General features: G+C 55.0%; 19 protein-coding genes, 1 tRNA gene and 1 riboswitch. Of the genes, 17 read left to right on the forward strand and 3 right to left on the reverse strand.

Annotated elements, in window-relative coordinates:
• Positions 1-88: 88 nt before the first annotated feature.
• The 5 genes from rpsA (at position 89) to pyrF (ending at position 4475) form a co-directional block, all read left to right on the forward strand.
• Positions 89-1759: a 30S ribosomal protein S1 gene (gene rpsA, locus PG888_RS04845; RefSeq protein WP_042013223.1), complete on the forward strand. Its 1671-nt coding sequence runs from the start codon at positions 89-91 to the stop codon at positions 1757-1759.
• Positions 1760-1851: 92 nt separating this feature from the next.
• Positions 1852-2136, forward strand: coding sequence for an integration host factor subunit beta (gene ihfB, locus PG888_RS04850; protein WP_033136607.1), 285 nt, complete (start codon positions 1852-1854; stop codon positions 2134-2136).
• 158 nt (positions 2137-2294) lie between these two features.
• Positions 2295-2579 (forward strand): LapA family protein, encoded by a 285-nt coding sequence (locus PG888_RS04855; RefSeq protein WP_005337143.1) that lies wholly within the window; start codon positions 2295-2297, stop codon positions 2577-2579.
• Positions 2580-2588: 9 nt separating this feature from the next.
• On the forward strand, positions 2589-3755 hold the full coding sequence (gene lapB, locus PG888_RS04860; RefSeq protein ID WP_182939464.1) for a lipopolysaccharide assembly protein LapB: 1167 nt from the start codon (positions 2589-2591) through the stop codon (positions 3753-3755).
• An 18-nt stretch (positions 3756-3773) separates the two neighbouring features.
• Positions 3774-4475, forward strand: coding sequence for an orotidine-5'-phosphate decarboxylase (pyrF, locus tag PG888_RS04865; RefSeq protein WP_139408995.1), 702 nt, complete (start codon positions 3774-3776; stop codon positions 4473-4475).
• On the opposite strand, the gene rrtA is transcribed toward pyrF, so the two are convergent.
• Positions 4450-5043 carry a rhombosortase gene (gene rrtA, locus PG888_RS04870; protein WP_174219030.1) on the reverse strand — a complete coding sequence of 198 codons (594 nt, stop codon included), beginning with the start codon at positions 5041-5043 and terminating at the stop codon, positions 4450-4452. The two genes, pyrF and rrtA, sit on opposite strands and share 26 nt — an antisense overlap.
• On the opposite strand from rrtA, the gene PG888_RS04875 reads away from it, so the two are divergent.
• From PG888_RS04875 to PG888_RS04895, 5 genes are all read left to right on the forward strand, one after another.
• Complete coding sequence (locus tag PG888_RS04875) at positions 5042-5665, forward strand: tRNA-uridine aminocarboxypropyltransferase (protein ID WP_182939465.1); 624 nt, start codon at positions 5042-5044, stop codon at positions 5663-5665. The two genes, rrtA and PG888_RS04875, sit on opposite strands and share 2 nt — an antisense overlap.
• 20 nt (positions 5666-5685) lie before the next feature.
• Positions 5686-6393 (forward strand): 7-cyano-7-deazaguanine synthase QueC, encoded by a 708-nt coding sequence (gene queC, locus PG888_RS04880; RefSeq protein ID WP_182939466.1) that lies wholly within the window; start codon positions 5686-5688, stop codon positions 6391-6393.
• Positions 6394-6454: 61 nt separating this feature from the next.
• Positions 6455-7126 (forward strand): 7-carboxy-7-deazaguanine synthase QueE, encoded by a 672-nt coding sequence (queE, locus tag PG888_RS04885; RefSeq protein WP_182939467.1) that lies wholly within the window; start codon positions 6455-6457, stop codon positions 7124-7126.
• Between the two features lies 1 nt (position 7127).
• Positions 7128-7358: a DUF3820 family protein gene (locus PG888_RS04890; protein ID WP_005337126.1), complete on the forward strand. Its 231-nt coding sequence runs from the start codon at positions 7128-7130 to the stop codon at positions 7356-7358.
• Positions 7355-7930: a cob(I)yrinic acid a,c-diamide adenosyltransferase gene (locus PG888_RS04895; RefSeq protein ID WP_182939468.1), complete on the forward strand. Its 576-nt coding sequence runs from the start codon at positions 7355-7357 to the stop codon at positions 7928-7930. Before PG888_RS04890 ends, PG888_RS04895 begins: the two co-directional genes overlap by 4 nt.
• Before the next feature lie 70 nt (positions 7931-8000).
• Here PG888_RS04895 and PG888_RS04900 read toward each other — a convergent pair whose 3' ends face one another.
• Positions 8001-8405: an H-NS family histone-like protein gene (locus tag PG888_RS04900; protein WP_182939469.1), complete on the reverse strand. Its 405-nt coding sequence runs from the start codon at positions 8403-8405 to the stop codon at positions 8001-8003.
• A 303-nt stretch (positions 8406-8708) separates the two neighbouring features.
• Positions 8709-8880: riboswitch (Lysine riboswitch) on the forward strand.
• Between the two features lie 88 nt (positions 8881-8968).
• Here PG888_RS04900 and PG888_RS04905 point away from each other — a divergent pair.
• The gene (locus PG888_RS04905; protein WP_075112870.1) at positions 8969-10549 is read left to right on the forward strand and encodes a Na+/H+ antiporter NhaC family protein; all 1581 of its coding nucleotides are present in this window, start codon (positions 8969-8971) and stop codon (positions 10547-10549) included.
• Positions 10550-10640: 91 nt separating this feature from the next.
• Complete coding sequence (locus PG888_RS04910; protein ID WP_005351181.1) at positions 10641-11222, forward strand: thymidine kinase; 582 nt, start codon at positions 10641-10643, stop codon at positions 11220-11222.
• A 78-nt stretch (positions 11223-11300) separates the two neighbouring features.
• Here PG888_RS04910 and PG888_RS04915 read toward each other — a convergent pair whose 3' ends face one another.
• A complete protein-coding gene (locus tag PG888_RS04915) occupies positions 11301-12638 on the reverse strand; it encodes a flavohemoglobin expression-modulating QEGLA motif protein (protein ID WP_182939470.1) in 1338 nt (445 codons plus the stop codon).
• A gap of 158 nt (positions 12639-12796) precedes the next feature.
• On the opposite strand from PG888_RS04915, the gene PG888_RS04920 reads away from it, so the two are divergent.
• From PG888_RS04920 to PG888_RS04940, 5 genes are all read left to right on the forward strand, one after another.
• Entirely contained in the window at positions 12797-13252 is a 456-nt protein-coding gene (locus tag PG888_RS04920) for a YbjN domain-containing protein (RefSeq protein WP_082628315.1), read from the forward strand.
• A gap of 134 nt (positions 13253-13386) precedes the next feature.
• Positions 13387-13474 (forward strand) — tRNA-Ser (locus tag PG888_RS04925).
• An 83-nt stretch (positions 13475-13557) separates the two neighbouring features.
• Complete coding sequence (locus tag PG888_RS04930; RefSeq protein WP_226008636.1) at positions 13558-14865, forward strand: tyrosine-type recombinase/integrase; 1308 nt, start codon at positions 13558-13560, stop codon at positions 14863-14865.
• A gap of 712 nt (positions 14866-15577) precedes the next feature.
• On the forward strand, positions 15578-16312 hold the full coding sequence (locus PG888_RS04935; RefSeq protein WP_270815643.1) for a tyrosine-type recombinase/integrase: 735 nt from the start codon (positions 15578-15580) through the stop codon (positions 16310-16312).
• A 68-nt stretch (positions 16313-16380) separates the two neighbouring features.
• The coding region (locus tag PG888_RS04940; RefSeq protein WP_270692835.1) for a helix-turn-helix domain-containing protein at positions 16381-16581 on the forward strand (201 nt) is incomplete at its 3' end.

Below are 16581 nucleotides of genomic sequence, written 5' to 3' on the forward strand. Positions count from 1 at the left end.
GTCGTCTGCACCAAGGATGGCGCAGATTATTTAAAACAGCCCCGCTTGCGCCGGATTGCAAGTGGATGTTTCATTTGTGACATAAACAATGATCGAATCTTTTGCTCAACTCTTTGAAGAGTCCCTGAACGCCGTTGAAACCCGTCAAGGTTCCATCGTCAAGGGTACTGTCGTTGCTATCGAGAACGGTTTCGTACTGGTTGACGCCGGTCTGAAATCCGAGTCCGCTATTCCGGCTGAAGAATTCAAGAACGCCATGGGCGAGCTGGAAATCAACGTCGGCGATACCGTTGATGTGGCTCTGGACTCTATCGAAGATGGTTTCGGCGAAACCAAGCTGTCCCGCGAAAAAGCCAAGCGCCACGAAGCCTGGCTGCAGCTTGAGAAGGCATACGAAGAGCAAGCTACCGTTATCGGTATCATCAACGGCAAGGTCAAGGGTGGTTTCACCGTTGAACTGAACGGCATCCGTGCCTTCCTGCCGGGTTCTCTGGTTGACGTGCGTCCGATCCGTGACACCGCTCACCTGGAAAACAAAGAACTCGAGTTCAAAGTCATCAAGCTGGACCAGAAGCGCAACAACGTTGTTGTTTCCCGTCGTGCCGTGATCGAGACCGAGAATACCTCCGAGCGTGAAAGCCTGCTGGCTAACCTGCAAGAAGGTCAAGAAGTTAAGGGTATCGTCAAGAACCTGACCGACTACGGTGCATTCGTAGATCTGGGCGGTGTTGACGGCCTGCTGCACATCACCGACATGGCGTGGAAGCGCGTTAAGCATCCTTCCGAAATCGTCAACGTTGGCGACGAGATCGCTGTCAAGGTTCTGAAGTTCGACCGCGAGCGTACCCGTGTATCCCTGGGTCTGAAGCAGCTGGGCGAAGATCCCTGGGTTGCTATCGCCAAGCGTTACCCGGAGACCACCCGTCTGTCTGGCCGCGTGACCAACCTGACCGACTACGGCTGCTTCGTTGAAATCGAAGAAGGCGTTGAAGGCCTGGTACACGTATCCGAGATGGATTGGACCAACAAGAACATCCACCCGTCCAAAGTTGTTAACGTTGGCGACGTGGTTGACGTGATGGTTCTGGACATCGACGAAGAGCGTCGTCGTATCTCCCTGGGTCTGAAGCAGTGCAAATCCAACCCGTGGCAGCTGTTTGCCGAAACTCACGCCAAAGGCGACCGTGTTTCCGGCAAGATCAAGTCCATCACTGACTTCGGTATCTTCATCGGTCTGGATGGCGGCATCGACGGTCTGGTTCACCTGTCTGACATCTCCTGGAACAACCAGGGCGAAGAAGCCGTGCGTGAATTCAAGAAAGGCGACGAGATCGAAGCCGTTGTTCTGCAAGTGGATCCGGAGCGTGAGCGCATCTCCCTGGGTGTCAAGCAGATCGAAGAAGACCCGTTCAACAAGTACCTGGCTGACAACAAGAAAGGTGCTATCGTGAAGGGTAAGGTTACCGAGGTTGATGCCAAAGGTGCCGTTATCGAACTGGCTGACGGCGTAGAAGGCTACCTGCGTGCCTCCGACGCTGCTCGTGACCGCGTAGAAGACGCCACTCTGGTGCTGTCTGTTGGTGACGAAGTAGAAGCTAAATTCATGGGCGTTGATCGTAAGAACCGCACCGTAAGCCTGTCTGTCCGTGCTAAGGACGAGGCTGATGAGCGTGTTGCTATCGATAGCCTGAACCAACAAGAAGAAGTTGTGTTCAGCAATGCTATGATGGAAGCGTTCAAAGCCGCCAAGGGTGAGTAATCCTTGATGCAAGAAAAGGGCGGCATTGCGCCGCCCTTTTTTATCCTGGCAAAATGAATATTGCATGTGATCGGGGAAGGAGATTTAACGTTATGACCAAATCAGATCTCATCGAACAACTGGCATCCAGCCGCATGCATATGCCGGCCAAGGATGTCGAAGCCGCCATCAAGGAGATCCTTGAACAGATGGCGTCGACCTTGCAAAACGGCGACCGGATTGAAATCCGCGGATTTGGCAGTTTTTCACTGCACTATCGTGCGCCCCGTGTGGGACGCAACCCCAAGACCGGGGACAAGGTTGAACTGACCGGGAAATATGTCCCGCACTTCAAACCTGGCAAAGAGTTGCGCGAGCGCGTCAACATCATTGAATAATGCAGAAATGGGCATACCTCGGGTATGCCTTTTTTGTTTTTGGCGCCTATTCCTGTGCCAATCGTCTTGTTTCTTAAACTCTTTTCCCATTCACTCTAGAGTCTGCCTGCGATTTTAAGGATAATCAGCCTCTCATTAGATACTGACAGGGAGCTCTTATGAAGCGTATTTTGGCCCTCATTCCGCTGGTGCTGGTGTTTGTTCTGACCCTGGCCCTGGGTTCACAAAATGGCCAGCTGGTTCAGTTCAATTACCTGATTGCTCAGGGCGAGTTTTCACTTGCCATGTTGTTGGGCTTCTTCTTCGCTGGTGGTTTTTTGCTGGGCTGGCTGGTATTTGGCCTGCTGTTCCTGCGCCTGAAAATGCAAAACCGCACCCTCAACCGCACCATGCGTCGTCAATCCCGCGAGTTGGAGCTGGCCCGGTCACCGGGTAAGGAATAATGTTCCTCAATGCTTGAACTGCTTTTCCTGCTGTTGCCCATCGCTGCCGGTTATGGCTGGTACATGGGGCGCAGGAGTGTTCGCCAGGACACCCAGAAACAGAGTAACCAGTTTTCCCGCCAGTATGTGGCGGGCCTCAACTATTTGCTGTCCGATGAATCCGACAAGGCGGTGGATCTCTTTATCCAGCTGCTTGAGGTGGACAGTGAAACCATCGAAACACACCTCTCCCTCGGCAACCTGTTTCGCCAGCGCGGGGAGGTCGATCGTGCCATCAAGATCCACCAGAATCTGGTGACCCGCCAACTGACCCGGGAGCAGCGCCAGCTGGCCTTGCAGGAGCTGGCTCGCGACTTTCTGGCTGCCGGTTTGCTAGACCGTGCTGAAGCGCTCTGGAATGAGCTGTGTGACGATAGCGATTTTGAAGAGACGGCGCTGGCACAGCTGTTGATCATCCACCAGCAGTTGCGGGATTGGGACAAGGCCATCGATGTGGCGATTCGTCTGCAAAAATTCCAGGGCAAGAAGCTGGCCGACCCCATTTCCCATTTCTATTGCGAGCAAGCCGAGATCGCGCTGCGCGACGGCAATAAAGGGGAGGGGCTGGCCAAGCTCAAACGGGCGCTCACCATCAATCCGGCATGTGCCCGAGCCAGTTTGCGTCTTGCTGAGCTCGCCATGGCAGAGGGGGAGTATGAGCAGGCCAGCAAGGAGCTGCTGCGGGTGTTCGAGCAGGATATCGACTTTGCGTCCGAGGCAATGCCCAAATTGCTCGAGTGTTATCAGCAGTTGGACCGCACGCCTGCGTTGATCCCGCTGCTTGAAAAGGCGGTGGAAGATCACGCCGGTGTTAGCGTGACCCTGGCCCTTGCCAAGCTGGTTGAAGAGCGTGATGGCCTGAGCCAGGCCCGTTCACTGGTGCTGCGTCAGCTGCGTCGTCATCCGTCGATGAAAGGTTTTTACCAGTTGGTGGGTTTTCAGCTGGCCAGTGCGGAGGAGGGGCCTGCCAAGGAGAGCCTCGAACTGCTGCAACAGCTGGTCGGCGAGCAGATCAAAATCAAGTCAACCCACAAGTGTCGGCAGTGCGGCTTTGCCACTCACTCGCTGTTCTGGCAGTGCCCATCTTGTCGTCAGTGGGGTTCCATCAAGCCGATCCGTGGTCTGGACGGTGAATAACAAGCAATAGGATGTGAGATGCAAGATCCCAAAGTACTGGTAGCGCTGGATTATCAGCACGAGGCAGATGCCTTAGCGTTCGTTGAACGTATCTCTCCGGCCCAGTGCCGTCTCAAGGTAGGCAAGGAGATGTTTACCCTGTTTGGCCCGCAGTTTGTACGCCAGCTGGTGGCCAAGGGATTCGATGTCTTTCTGGATCTGAAGTTTCACGATATTCCCAATACCGTTGCCAAAGCCGTGGCAGCCAGTGCCGAGCTCGGTGTGTGGATGGTCAACGTGCATGCCAGTGGTGGTGAGCGGATGATGCGTGCCGCCAAAGAGGCGCTGCTGCCTTATGGCGACAAGGCGCCCCTGCTGATTGGTGTGACCGTGCTGACCAGCATGGAGCAGTCCGATATGATCCCCCTCGGTCTGGATGTGAGCCCGGCCGAGCAGGTGATCCGGCTGGCTACCCTGACCAAGACCTCCGGTCTGGATGGGGTGGTTTGCTCTGCCAACGAGGCCCATGAGCTGAAAGCCTTGCTGGGCGTCGATTTCAAGCTGGTGACCCCGGGTATTCGTCCGACCGGTTCAGCGGCGGGGGATCAACGCCGGGTGATGACACCCAAAGCGGCGGTCGAGGCGGGTGCCGATTATCTGGTTATCGGTCGCCCCATTACCCAGGCTGCCGATCCGGCTGCCATGCTGGCCAGTATCAATGCCGAGCTGGCTGGTGCGTAACAGGCTCACTCAGTGAAACACGGTGCAGGCCGAGCAACAGGCCTGCACCGGCCCCGATAAGATGAGAGCCGATGTGTACCCTGGCATTGATCAGGGTGGAGATCGGGCTCTCTCCTGCGTTGTAGAAGTCCATCACCAGCTTGAGCCCCATCCCTGCCAGCAGCAGCCAGCCCGATGTGCGGCGTCCGTGGCGGATATCCTGCATCGCCCCCCAGACAAACAGGCCATGCAGCGAGCCGGATAGCCCCATGTACCACTGGGTCTGCGGGCACCACCACCAGATCCCCAAGCCCACTGCCAGCCAGAGCAGCAACATCAGCAGCGGCAGGCGGGCCTGACCCAGGTAGTCGCGAAACAGGCTATAGAGAATGGCGAGGCCACTTAGATTGAGCAGCAGATGCCACAGATTGGTATGGGCCAGATTGCCTGTTATGATCCGCCACCCTTCGCCACCTGCGATCAAGGGCCGATCGAAGGAGAGCTGAAGATTGGGAACGGTAAAGAAGAGTAGCAAGCTGGTGAGAGAGAGCGTGATAACCCAGAGCAATCCAGATTTGTCTGACAACATGAAACAGTCCAACGACAAGAACAGTCGATACTGTACACGTTGCACCCGAGCCCTCAAAGCCTGCCTGTGCGATTATATTGTGCCGGTTGACAATCACACGCCCCTCTACATCCTGCAGCACCCCAACGAGGTGGCACATCCCAAGGGCACCGCGGCGCTGCTGGCGGCCTCTTTGCAACAGTGCGAGATCCATGTGGGAGAGGACTTTTCCCGTGATGAGTGGCTGAGCGGGCTGCTCGCCGATCCTTCCCGTCGCTGCTATCTACTCTGGCCGGATGAGGACGCCATTTCGCTGACCGAACTTCGCCAACAGCGGGAGAGTGAGTCCTCTGACTCGGCCGCCGTTGCTTTTATCTTGCTCGACGGCACCTGGCGCAAAGCTTATCGCATGTTGCAGAGCAATCCGGCACTGGCCCACTTGCCTCGCATCGGCATTGGTGCCATTGCCGGTCAATATGCCATTCGCAAGAAACCCTTTCCCGAAGCCCTCTCTACCATAGAGGCGGGCTATCACCTCTTGTCCCGGTGGGAGGCGAGGCCGGAGCACTATGCGCCCTTGCTGACCCTGTTTAACCGGTTGAATACTCAGTGGCAGGACTTTGCCGAAGGCCGCCGCGCGTGACATTTGAAGGAGTTATCAAGATGAAAAAAACAGTCGTGGTTTTCAGTGGCGGTCAGGACAGCACCACCTGTCTGGTACAGGCATTGGCTCAGTATGATGAAGTACACGCCATCACCTTCGACTATGGCCAGCGCCATCGGGAAGAGATCGACACCGCGCGCCGTCTGGGCAGTGCGCTGGGGATTGCCGCCCACAAGGTGATGGATGTGACGCTGCTCAATGAGCTGGCGGTCTCTGCCCTGACCCGTGACGACATCCCGGTCAGCTGCGAGCTGCAGGATAACGGATTGCCCAACACCTTCGTGCCGGGCCGCAATATCCTGTTCCTGACGCTGGCCTCCATCTATGCCTATCAGGTGGGTGCTGAAGCGGTGATCACCGGTGTCTGCGAGACCGATTTTTCCGGCTATCCCGATTGCCGTGACGAGTTCGTCAAGGCCCTCAATCAGGCTGTCTCGCTCGGGCTGGGTCGCGGCATCCGTTTTGACACTCCCTTGATGTGGCTCGACAAGGCCGAGACCTGGGCACTGGCGGATCACTATGGTCACCTCGACACGGTGCGCCAGCAGACCCTGACCTGCTACAACGGCATTGCCGGTGACGGTTGCGGCACGTGTCCGGCTTGCGAGCTGCGCAGTCGCGGCCTGAATAACTATCTGGCCGACAAGGCGGGCATCATGACCAGGCTGTTTGAGAAAACCGGGCTGGGCGAGAAAAGCGCAGAGTGAGCCTGCGTCTTGTCGTGGCTTGGGGTATAATCCGCGACTTTTGCAACAAGCCGTGATCGAGATGCACTACCCAATCAACGAGATTTTCCAGACCATCCAGGGGGAGGGCATCTTTACCGGCCTGCCCGCCATCTTTGTTCGCCTGCAGGGTTGCCCGGTGGGCTGCCCCTGGTGCGATACCCGTCATACCTGGGTTGTTGATCCGGCTCGTGAAGTAGGTAAAGAGGCGGTGCTGGATCGCTCCAACGAATCCGATTGCTGGAGCCAACTCAGCACCGCGCAGATCATCGCCAGCTTTAGCGAGCTGGGTTATCAGGCGCGCCATGTGGTGATCACCGGTGGCGAGCCCTGCCTCTACGATCTGCACGAACTCTCGTCAGCCCTGCTGGCGGCGGGTTATCAGGTGCAGATTGAAACCAGTGGTACCAGCGAGATCAAGACCCATGAGCAGACCTGGGTCACTGTTTCCCCCAAGATTGGCATGAAAGGGGGGCTGCCTGTGCTGGTCTCTGCGCTGGAGCGGGCCAACGAGATCAAGCATCCGGTGGCCACCGAGCACCATATTGAAGAGCTGGATGCGCTGCTCGCTACCGCGACCCTGCGCCCGGATGTGGTCATTGCCTTGCAGCCGATTAGCCAGAAGCCAAGGGCCACCCAATTGGCGATGGATACCTGTATCGCGCGTAACTGGCGACTCTCAATCCAGACTCATAAATATCTGGATATCGATTAATATGGATTGGCTCTCCGACGAACAGGTGCTGCTGACGCTGACTAACAAGATGCCTTACGGTAAATATCAGGGGCGGCGTATCATCGATATTCCAGAGCCCTATCTGGTGTGGATGGCGCGCAGCGGTTTTCCGGCGGGTAAATTGGGCCAGACGCTGGCGCTGGCTTACGAGATCAAACTCAATGGACTCGAGTCCATGATTATTCCCATTATTAACAGGATGTCGGTATGAGAATATATACGAGGCAGGGCGACAAGGGCATGACCCGGCTGGCCGATGGTATCCAGTTGCCCAAGGATCATTTGCGGGTCGAGACCTACGGTTATATCGATGAGCTCAACTCCCATATTGGCTTGCTGATTTGTGATGTGCCGTCGCAAGAGGTCGGCTTATTGGCTGATTTGCAGCTGTTGCAACAGGAGTTGTTTGATCTGGGGGGCGAGTTGGCATTCTCCAGCGATGCCCAGAATGAATCGATTTGGCAGGTTAATGCCGCCTGGACCACTCGCCTTGAACAGCAGATAGATCGTTATAGCGAGCCATTGCCACCGCTGCGCCAATTTATATTGCCCGGTGGTTCCCGTGCAGCGGCGCAAGCGCATGTGGTGCGAACTTTGGTGCGTCATTGCGAGCGCTTGCTGCTGACATTGAGCCGGGAAGAGCGGGTTAATCCCGAGGTTCTGCCCTATCTGAACCGGATGAGTGACTGGTTCTTTACCGTTGCCCGCTACCTCATCTGCGTGGCAGGAGCGCGTGAAGTGCTGTGGGTAAAGGCTGCAGATCGCCCGCAATTGGCTATCTGATATTTCACGTTTAAGCGGCAATAAAAAACCTCGCCTTGACGAGGTTTTTTTATTCGCAACACAAAAGCTGTCAGATAGCAAAATCTTCCAGTGATTTGCCTGCTGCCACCGCACTGGCAATGGCCGAAGGCATACGGCCCTGGCCGGTCCAGGTTTTCTCTACACCATTATCCTGATAGCGATATTTGGCCGGACGTGGCGCGCGTTTGGCTTTTTCTGATTTGCCGGTGGCGGTGGCGACAACGCTTACCAATTCTGCCGGATCAATACCGGCGGCTTTCAGCATTTCGCTATATTCATTAATTTTCCGCAGATGCTCTTCACGGGCCTGACGCTCGGCAGCTTCATCCTGCTGACGTTCAGCAACGATAGCAGAGAGTTTTTCCAGTGCCTCTTCCAGTTGTTCCAGAGAAAGTTCGCGGCAGGTCGCACGCAGACTGCGGATATTAAGCAGTACCTTTAAAAATTCATTCATAGGAGTTACCACGTCGAGTCAGAGAAAAATATTATGTTCCAGCTGATTCTTGCTTGGCGATTTAAATAAGTCAAGCTGGGTTAAATATTATATCCGTGGCGATCATCAATGCAGATATTTAATATTGCCAGCAATAGGGAACAGGGGTTGGATGCCAATGAAACCACAGTAGGTGAAAATAGCGTCAAAGCTGGCGTTGCTGCATCATTTGACTACCATTTTCCGACGTTGATATGTTTATCATGACTATTTAATCAAAAAACTTGCTATAAGCTGCCATCTCGATAAAATGCTTGGCGAATACCTTTAAGTAGAGGCGCGCTGCCTATGAGTATTTGTGCGGAGGGTGATGCCTGTGATGCACAAGGAAAGGAGTCAGCGCCGAAGTGGCCAGGCCATCATACCGGGCTGCTGGTTCTGCATCTAATAGGTGCAGGACTGCCATAGTCATCCACTATGGAGCGCTACCTGAAGGGGCTGAGGAGTATGACCTCCCCATAGGTTTTGTTTCTTTAGATCCTCTCGGTAGATCTCCACCTGTAATCTTTAGGTGCAAAGAGATCATGGACATTAGTCATTTCGCCGACTCCGGTTGGTCCGTACTTCCCCCTCTGTTGGCTGTTGCGCTGGCGATCCTGACCCGCCGCGTACTGTTGTCCCTTGGTGTGGGCATCGTCACCGGCAGTCTGCTGCTCAATCATTTTTCCCCCCTCGACTCCCTGCATTACATGTTGAATACCGTGCTCAAGATCTTCTGGGTCGATGGCGCGCTCAACCGTGACAACGTCAACATGATCCTGTTTATGCTGCTGCTGGGTGGCCTCATCAGCCTGATGAGCGTCTCCGGGGCGACCCGTGCCTTTGCCGAGTGGGCCGAGCGTCGTGCCAAGACCCGCAAGGGTGCCAAAGCGCTGACCGGCATGATGGTGTTTGCCTTCTTTATCGATGACTTCTTCCACAGCCTGTCGGTGGGGGCCATCTGCCGTCCGGTCACCGACCGCTTCCAGATTTCCCGCGCCAAACTGGCCTATCTGCTGGACTCCACCGCGGCGCCGGTCTGCGTGCTGATGCCCATCTCCTCCTGGGGCGCTTATATCATCGCCCTGGTTGGCGGCATCATGGCGGCCCACGGTCTGACCGAACAGAGCCCCATCGCGGCGTTTGTCGAGATGATCCCGATGAACCTTTACGCCGTCTTCACCCTGATCATGGTGTTGGTGGTGATCGCCTGTCAGCTCGATATCGGCCCGATGCGCCAACACGAAGAGTGGGCGCTGGAAGGCAAGCTGTGGGATGAGTCCAAGGGCCGCCCCATCGGTCTGGATATGGAGAGCCCGGAGGAGAGCAACGGCGGCATGATTGACATGGTCTTGCCGATCCTGACCCTGACCGCGGCCACCATCTATTTCATGATCGATTCCGGTGCTGCGGTGCTGAGCGAGAAAGGGCTGCCGTTTAGCGTGCTCGGTTCGTTCGAAAACACCAACGTCGGCTCTTCGCTGGTCTACGGTGCCCTGTGCAGTCTGGTGGTCTCCATCGGTCTGGCCATGCGCTTGAAGCTGGGTGCCAAGAACTGGATCAAGGCGGCTCCGCAAGGTGTCATGGCCATGCTGCCGGCCATCAACATCCTGCTGTTCGCCTGGACCATCGGCGCCGTGGTACGCGATGTGGAGACCGGCAAGTACCTGGCTTCGCTGGCTAACGGCAACCTGCCGATCGAAGTGCTGCCCGCCGTGGTCTTTATCCTCTCCTGTGCCATGGCGTTTGCTACCGGCACCAGCTGGGGCACTTTCGGTATCATGCTGCCGCTGGCCGGTGACATGGCCGCCGCCAGTGACATCAGCCTGATGCTGCCGATGCTGGCTGCGGTACTGGCAGGCTCGGTATTCGGGGATCACAGCTCGCCCATCTCCAGCACCAGCATCCTCTCTGCCACCGGCGCCGGCTGCCATCACATCGATCACGTGATGACCCAGCTGCCCTATGCACTGGCCATCGCCTTCGGTGCGGCTATCGGTTACCTGGCCATGGGTGTGATGCACTCCAGCCTGGCCGGTTTCAGTGTCAGTGCCCTCTGGTTCGTGCTCTTTACCAGCTATCACCTGAAAAAGGCCAAAGCGCGGCCAGCTCTGGCCACCGCGTAACATTTATAGAGCAAGGGGCCCGCGGGCCCCTTGGTTTTGTCGGGGGCTTTGGTTAGCATGCGCCCCATAAATTCAGTTTCGGAACAGTATCATGGCTTCACTGCACTACAAATTTGCCACCATGAATTCAGGCAAATCCACCCAGCTCATTCAGGCACACTTCAACTATCTGGAGCGGGGCATGCATCCTCTGGCGATGACGCCAGCCATCGATGACCGTTTCGGGGTCGGGGTGATCAGTGCCCGGGTTGGCCTTGAGCTGAAGGTGGACGTGTTCAGCGACAGCTGTGATCTGTTTGAGATGGTGAAAGCGCGCCATGCAAAGAAACATATCGATGTCTTCATCGTGGATGAGGCCCAGTTCCTGACCCGTGAGCAGGTCTACCAGCTGGCCCGCATCGTTGATGAACAGGATATTCCGGTGATGGCCTATGGCCTCAAGACCGATTTTCGTGGCGAGCTGTTCCCCGGTTCCTACCATCTGCTCTGTCTGGCCGACAAGTTTGAAGAGTTGAAGAGCATCTGCTGGTGCGGCAACAAGGCCCACATGAACTCCCGGGTCAACGAAGCGGGTCAGGTGATGCGTGATGGCGAACAGGTGGAGATCGGTGGTAACGATCGCTATGTGTCGCTCTGCCGCAAGCACTATCTGGAAGGTCGCGCCTACAAGTAATCCGGCTGCGATATTTGAATAGTCGAGAAGGGCGCCAATCTGGCGCCCTTTTTCTTTCCCAGCTTGGTTCTCTGAGGCTCAGTCGATCTCGATATCCACCGGCGCAATGATGGGATCGGCCACCGGCAGGCGTTGAAACAGCTGGCGAAAATGATGCTGTACCCGGCCGATATCGACCAGCGACATGCCGGAAGCAAAACCGAACCAGACGTAGAGCCCGGTGAGATCGCGAAACATCGGCGGCAGGTAGCGGGGGGCGGCAATCAGCCCCTCCAGATAGTGCTGATAGAGCACCGGAATATCATCCAGCGTCACCTTGCCGACAAACAGCATCGGCAGGATCTCGGGCACCCCTTCCAGCACTGCGCTGCGGATAAAGTTGACCGTCTCCACATAGCCACGCACGTAGGAGAGATCCTTGGTAAAGCAGGCGCCACCGCTCACCATGCCGCCACGAAAGACCCGCTGGGTGATCTTGTAGGCGTCGTGCTCGCTGGTGCCCTGCTGCACGAAGTGCTGAAACACCTCGATAAAATCGGCGCCCCGCTCGGCCATGTCGATGGCCATTACCCGATCGGAGATGCGCTTGGCCCGATCCGGAAAGGAGCTGAAGGTAAGGGTCTCTATCAGGACGGCCAGCCCCTCCTGGCACGCCGTGATCCGCGGTGAACCGGCGCTCAGCCAGGTGGCATAGGGCTGCTGGCGACCGTTGAGGGTGGTGCCGACATGCACCCACCCCTCGTGCACCTCCAGCACCTGCAAGTCCAGCTCGGAGAAACGGGCGTGAGAGTTGAGCTTGATGTAGTCGCCACCGGCTGCGGCGTCGGAGACGATGCCATCGCTCAGCTTCACCTGCACAGTGCCGTCACTGAAGTAGCTCGACAGCTTGCCCTGCAGTTTGGCGACCGCCGCTTCTCCTTCGAACTCCTTGGGGTAGGGGCGCACCAGATGGCGCGCCCCAGGCAGGGAGAAGATGTCACACAGGCGGGAACCCAGCTCCTTGAGGGTCTTGCGATCCCCGCGCAGGTGATCGCTGGCAGAGCCATAGAGCAGTTGGCTGTAACGCTGAAAATCGGGTTGGCCGCGCTGGCGCAGCATCTCGATCACCACCATGTATTGATCGACCGTCTCTTGCAGGATCCGGCCAAGATCGTCCTGCGGCCCCAGCTTTCTGCGGATCCTGTCCCGCAGCTCCTTGAGCTCCAGATACTTGTTGCGCGGATCGAAGCCAAGGGGGAGGGCATCATAGAAGTGCCTGTCGATAGCGGGCAGCTCTCTGCCTCCGCTTGCCAGAAAGCGCTCTTGCAGATGGCGTGGCCATTTGATGGCATCCAGAATACGGATGGGTTTTTGCAGGGCCAGCAGTTCATCCGAGAGGGATTTCAGATGGAGGCGATACTTTTCTTGGATGGTCATGTGGCCCCCTGTGGGGCAAGCGTCGTCGTGGATTTGGCTGAGTATATGCATAGCGCTTGCCAAAAAGAAGCGAGCCGCAGGGTTATCGGGTTGGCGTGCTTTTTGTTGATAGCAAATTGGTTTAGACTGCGCCCCTTGATCTCAATCTTGTCGTGGAAATGATGAATATCCCCAGCTCCGAAATGATAATGCGTTGGTTGCAACAGGCTCGTATCGAGCACTATGTCTGCGACCAGTGTCACGGTATCCACATTGTCTCTTTGCAGTCGGTCGATGGTATTCAGGAGAGCCGGATCTTCGTGGAAGAGGAAGGCCTGCTGTTCTCCTCCGAGCTGGAAGTGCGCCCCTCCGCAATGCTGCCGCTGGTCGCCGAACTGGGCCGACTCAATATGCAGTACCCCTCCCTCAAGGTGTTCCTCGATATCATCGATGACAACCTGCCGCGGCTGGTGGTCGGCCACACCGTCTTTACCAAGGCCGGACTCAGCGTCGAGCAGTTCCTGCTGTTCGTGCAAAGCACCATCGCCGCTACCCACGAACTGGTTGCCGAATGTGAACGTTCCGGCTTCCTCAACCTGGCGGAAATCCAGGTTGCTCCGGAATCTGTGCATTAAGTGTTCGAACGGTTCGCCAGACGAAAAAAGCCGTTGACGCGGGCGGGGCTTTCCCCTAAATTACGCCCCGTTCCAGCGCAACAGCGCAGCGAACACCGTGTTGGCTGAACACGTTAAACCACAGACCAAAATTTGGTGAGGTGTCCGAGTGGCTGAAGGAGCACGCCTGGAAAGTGTGTATACGGCAACGTATCGAGGGTTCGAATCCCTCCCTCACCGCCAAATATAACCCGTTGAATTTCAACGGGTTTTTTCATTTCTAGACTTACGTGATTTTTTTCCTGGATCAACTGGGTGGAACAATCATGTATCTGAGTAAAAATGCCTCCGGCACCTACTACACTCGTCTCCCGCTGCCTAAGTCACTACGTGACCGTGGCTTGCCCTTCGCTATCCGTACTTCCCTTTGCACCAAAGATAGGCAGCTCGCCGTAGACCGCAACCTAGCAGTGGCAGCTCGTACTCGTGCACTAATCGCGGCTACCCCTGCCGATACTACACCCCGCAGTTTCTATCGCTGGATCCGCGCCGATCTAGACGCTTTCAAAGCTGCGGGATTTGCTGCATCTCTTACGCCCTCCCAATCCATTGCTTCCCCCATCGAGTCCTCGACTTGCCCCGCCAAGGGGATTGCCCTTACCCAGGCGTTGACACAGTTTCTCGACGCCAAATCGAGTGAGGGGATCCAACATAAATCCGTGGGCCAGCTCCAACTTCGGATCAACGCCTTCGTCACCTGGGCCAAAGGGGTCAAAGCCGATCAGGTGACCCCAAGCTTGGCGCAGGAGTACCGCAACATCTTGCTGCGCAAGAGCGACATCAGTTTCAAAACTAAGACCGATTATCTGGCAGCCCTGAAACAGTTCTTCCGTTGGTGCGTGGCACTGGACTATTGCAGTCGTAACCCTTTCGATGGGCTGACGGCAGGTAAAAGACCGAACAAACGGGCGGATGAAGAGCGAGTGCGCTGGCATCGCCCTCAACTGGCCCAACTGTTTGCCAGCCTGCGCAGCAAACAATCCCAGAAAGGCAGAAAGTTGAAAATTCAGGACTGGTGGGTGCCCCTGCTGTGCCTATACGCAGGGTTGCGGCCTTCCGAGGCCTGCCAGCTCAAAACTCAGAACATCAAACAGGTTGAGGGGATTTGGTGTTTGATGGTCGATGCGGGAGAGGCGGATCAGCAGCTCAAAACCGTCAATGCGTACCGTACCGTGCCACTGCACAGTGCGTTGATCGGACATCAATTCCTGGACTATGTGGAGAGTCGTCGCAGTCAAGGGAAGGTATTTTTGTTCGATGACCAACCATCAGGCAAAGACGACGACTGGGCGCATAATATCACCTGTCGCTTCCAACGCCACCTCAATGAGGCTGGCATCGTAGGTCAGGGCCGTCCCACGCTTTACGGGCTGCGGCATACCTTCATCGATGAGTTACAGCAGGCGGATGTCGCTGAGCATGTTGTAGCCGAACTTGCGGGACACAGTAAAAACGGCCTGACGTTTGGCCGCTATGGCAAACGTGTGAACATTAGGCTGCTGAATGAGAAAATCCAATCCCTTCCTACCGACCTGATACCCCACCACCTGCTGTCAGGGGGAAAATCACCGTAAAGATGACGCATATTTTTTGGGTAACAGGGCTGTCTCCCCCCCATGAAAAAACCAATATGAGAGCATTTCTCGGCGGTTTAATGGGGCGGGTATGGCCCTATCTTCATGATTTATAATGATTTTAAGCACATTGGAAAATATTTAAAAAACCTAATAAAAATATGTTGACATTTCTTTTTCTTTGTGGGTTATTTTCATTGACGAGTGGTCCTCAATCGTTGTAGTATGCTGATAAAGCTGCTAACAAGGACATAACAACGACAGTAAACACGAAGGATCGAAACGAAATGAATATGGCGTAGAACACACCGACACGTTTATCTCGTTCAAACAAGGGTTATCACCCCTTCAGATTTAAAAAATACCGCCAATATCACAGCTATCTTCGATACGCTGAACGGGTTGTTATTACCCAAATTCGGGTGAAGTGAATAACACATGGTATTTGCTTGATGCAATGTTGAGTAAAAATCTGACGGGAACATTTGATTATATCGATTAAATGACATCAGCTATCGCTAATGTATACTTGGCATTTGACAAATTAACAGGATTTTGAGGTGAAACTTATCTGTTTATAGCGTCACAGAGTAATTTATATCGCTGTTTTTAGGTGCACTATTACCCTCTCGGTATCGATGCGTGAGCATCACGTTTTGCTATTGCTGTTTTTGTAATTGAAGGAGTATTTATAACTGTAATGAGGGTAATTATGAACAAACAAACCAATAAAAGGACCGTTCAAAAACAAAAAACTAAACACAACACTGTGCGTTCAGTCATTGTTGATGAGCATTCACTGGCGTCAGCCATTCGTCAGCACCTGGAAATCAAAAAATACCAGTATGCGCAGACAACCTATGACATTTCGAAGCGTAAAGCAGAACAGTTGATAAAATGGATTGGTGATAAACCGCTGACGTCATATCGTGCGAGTGACATTGAACTGCTCGTAGTGAAATTTTGCAACAAAAAATATAAAGGAAATACCATTAACCAATATTTGGATATATTGAGACAAGTGTTTGCCCGAGCTGTCAGCGATGGTGTTATTCATACCAGTCCAATGGATGGCATTAAAAAATGCAAATTTGAGGTGGACGAACCCGATCCATTTTATCAATACGAAATTAAGGCATTTCTTGCCCTGAAAAGCACCCATTTGCTGGAGGTGTCACTCATCCAACTCGGTATCTCTACGGGTCTGCGCATCAGTGAGTTAATGGCGGTCAGTGCGGAGGCGGTCAATCTCGACAAGAAGACCTTATTGGTTGACCTTGCGTTGGTTGATGGGCAGTACAAAACGCCCAAAACCAGGGGATCTATTCGCACGATAGAGCTGTCAGAACAGGCTGTTGGATCTCTCAAAACCTTGATGAGGCTAGCGGAGCATCGTAAGGCTAAGAAGATCGGGAATTCAGATAATAAGTGCGACACTCATGGATGAATGGCGAGAGGTGGCCAACTGCTGATTGGTGGTACCCTTCTGCTCGCCAAAGTAAAAGCAGTATCACCATGAGCTATCAGCAGTTGACCGAGGGGCAACGATACCAGTTATCGGTGCTTCGCGCACAGGGGATGTCCATCCTTGCCACCGCACGCGCCATTGGCGTTCATCGCTCCACCCTCTACCGGGAGCTGCGTCGTAACGCCGGGCCGCAGGGCTACCAGCCAGACAATGCGCATCAGCACGCCACCCACCGACGGGCCAGTGCG

The organism is Aeromonas sp. QDB23, assembly GCF_027707745.1.
Taxonomy (GTDB): domain Bacteria; phylum Pseudomonadota; class Gammaproteobacteria; order Enterobacterales; family Aeromonadaceae; genus Aeromonas; species Aeromonas allosaccharophila.

Excerpts from the sequence above, each read along its gene's own strand:
- rpsA (WP_042013223.1), top strand. The coding sequence starts at position 89 with ATGATCGAATCTTTTGCTCAACTCTTTGAAGAGTCCCTGAACGCCGTT.
- ihfB (WP_033136607.1), top strand. The coding sequence starts at position 1,852 with ATGACCAAATCAGATCTCATCGAACAACTGGCATCCAGCCGCATGCAT.
- PG888_RS04855 (WP_005337143.1), top strand. The coding sequence starts at position 2,295 with ATGAAGCGTATTTTGGCCCTCATTCCGCTGGTGCTGGTGTTTGTTCTG.
- lapB (WP_182939464.1), top strand. The coding sequence starts at position 2,589 with ATGCTTGAACTGCTTTTCCTGCTGTTGCCCATCGCTGCCGGTTATGGC.
- pyrF (WP_139408995.1), top strand. The coding sequence starts at position 3,774 with ATGCAAGATCCCAAAGTACTGGTAGCGCTGGATTATCAGCACGAGGCA.
- PG888_RS04875 (WP_182939465.1), top strand. The coding sequence starts at position 5,042 with ATGAAACAGTCCAACGACAAGAACAGTCGATACTGTACACGTTGCACC.
- rrtA (WP_174219030.1), bottom strand. The coding sequence starts at position 5,043 with ATGTTGTCAGACAAATCTGGATTGCTCTGGGTTATCACGCTCTCTCTC.
- queC (WP_182939466.1), top strand. The coding sequence starts at position 5,686 with ATGAAAAAAACAGTCGTGGTTTTCAGTGGCGGTCAGGACAGCACCACC.
- queE (WP_182939467.1), top strand. The coding sequence starts at position 6,455 with ATGCACTACCCAATCAACGAGATTTTCCAGACCATCCAGGGGGAGGGC.
- PG888_RS04890 (WP_005337126.1), top strand. The coding sequence starts at position 7,128 with ATGGATTGGCTCTCCGACGAACAGGTGCTGCTGACGCTGACTAACAAG.
- PG888_RS04895 (WP_182939468.1), top strand. The coding sequence starts at position 7,355 with ATGAGAATATATACGAGGCAGGGCGACAAGGGCATGACCCGGCTGGCC.
- PG888_RS04900 (WP_182939469.1), bottom strand. The coding sequence starts at position 8,405 with ATGAATGAATTTTTAAAGGTACTGCTTAATATCCGCAGTCTGCGTGCG.
- PG888_RS04905 (WP_075112870.1), top strand. The coding sequence starts at position 8,969 with ATGGACATTAGTCATTTCGCCGACTCCGGTTGGTCCGTACTTCCCCCT.
- PG888_RS04910 (WP_005351181.1), top strand. The coding sequence starts at position 10,641 with ATGGCTTCACTGCACTACAAATTTGCCACCATGAATTCAGGCAAATCC.
- PG888_RS04915 (WP_182939470.1), bottom strand. The coding sequence starts at position 12,638 with ATGACCATCCAAGAAAAGTATCGCCTCCATCTGAAATCCCTCTCGGAT.
- PG888_RS04920 (WP_082628315.1), top strand. The coding sequence starts at position 12,797 with ATGATGAATATCCCCAGCTCCGAAATGATAATGCGTTGGTTGCAACAG.
- PG888_RS04930 (WP_226008636.1), top strand. The coding sequence starts at position 13,558 with ATGTATCTGAGTAAAAATGCCTCCGGCACCTACTACACTCGTCTCCCG.
- PG888_RS04935 (WP_270815643.1), top strand. The coding sequence starts at position 15,578 with ATGAACAAACAAACCAATAAAAGGACCGTTCAAAAACAAAAAACTAAA.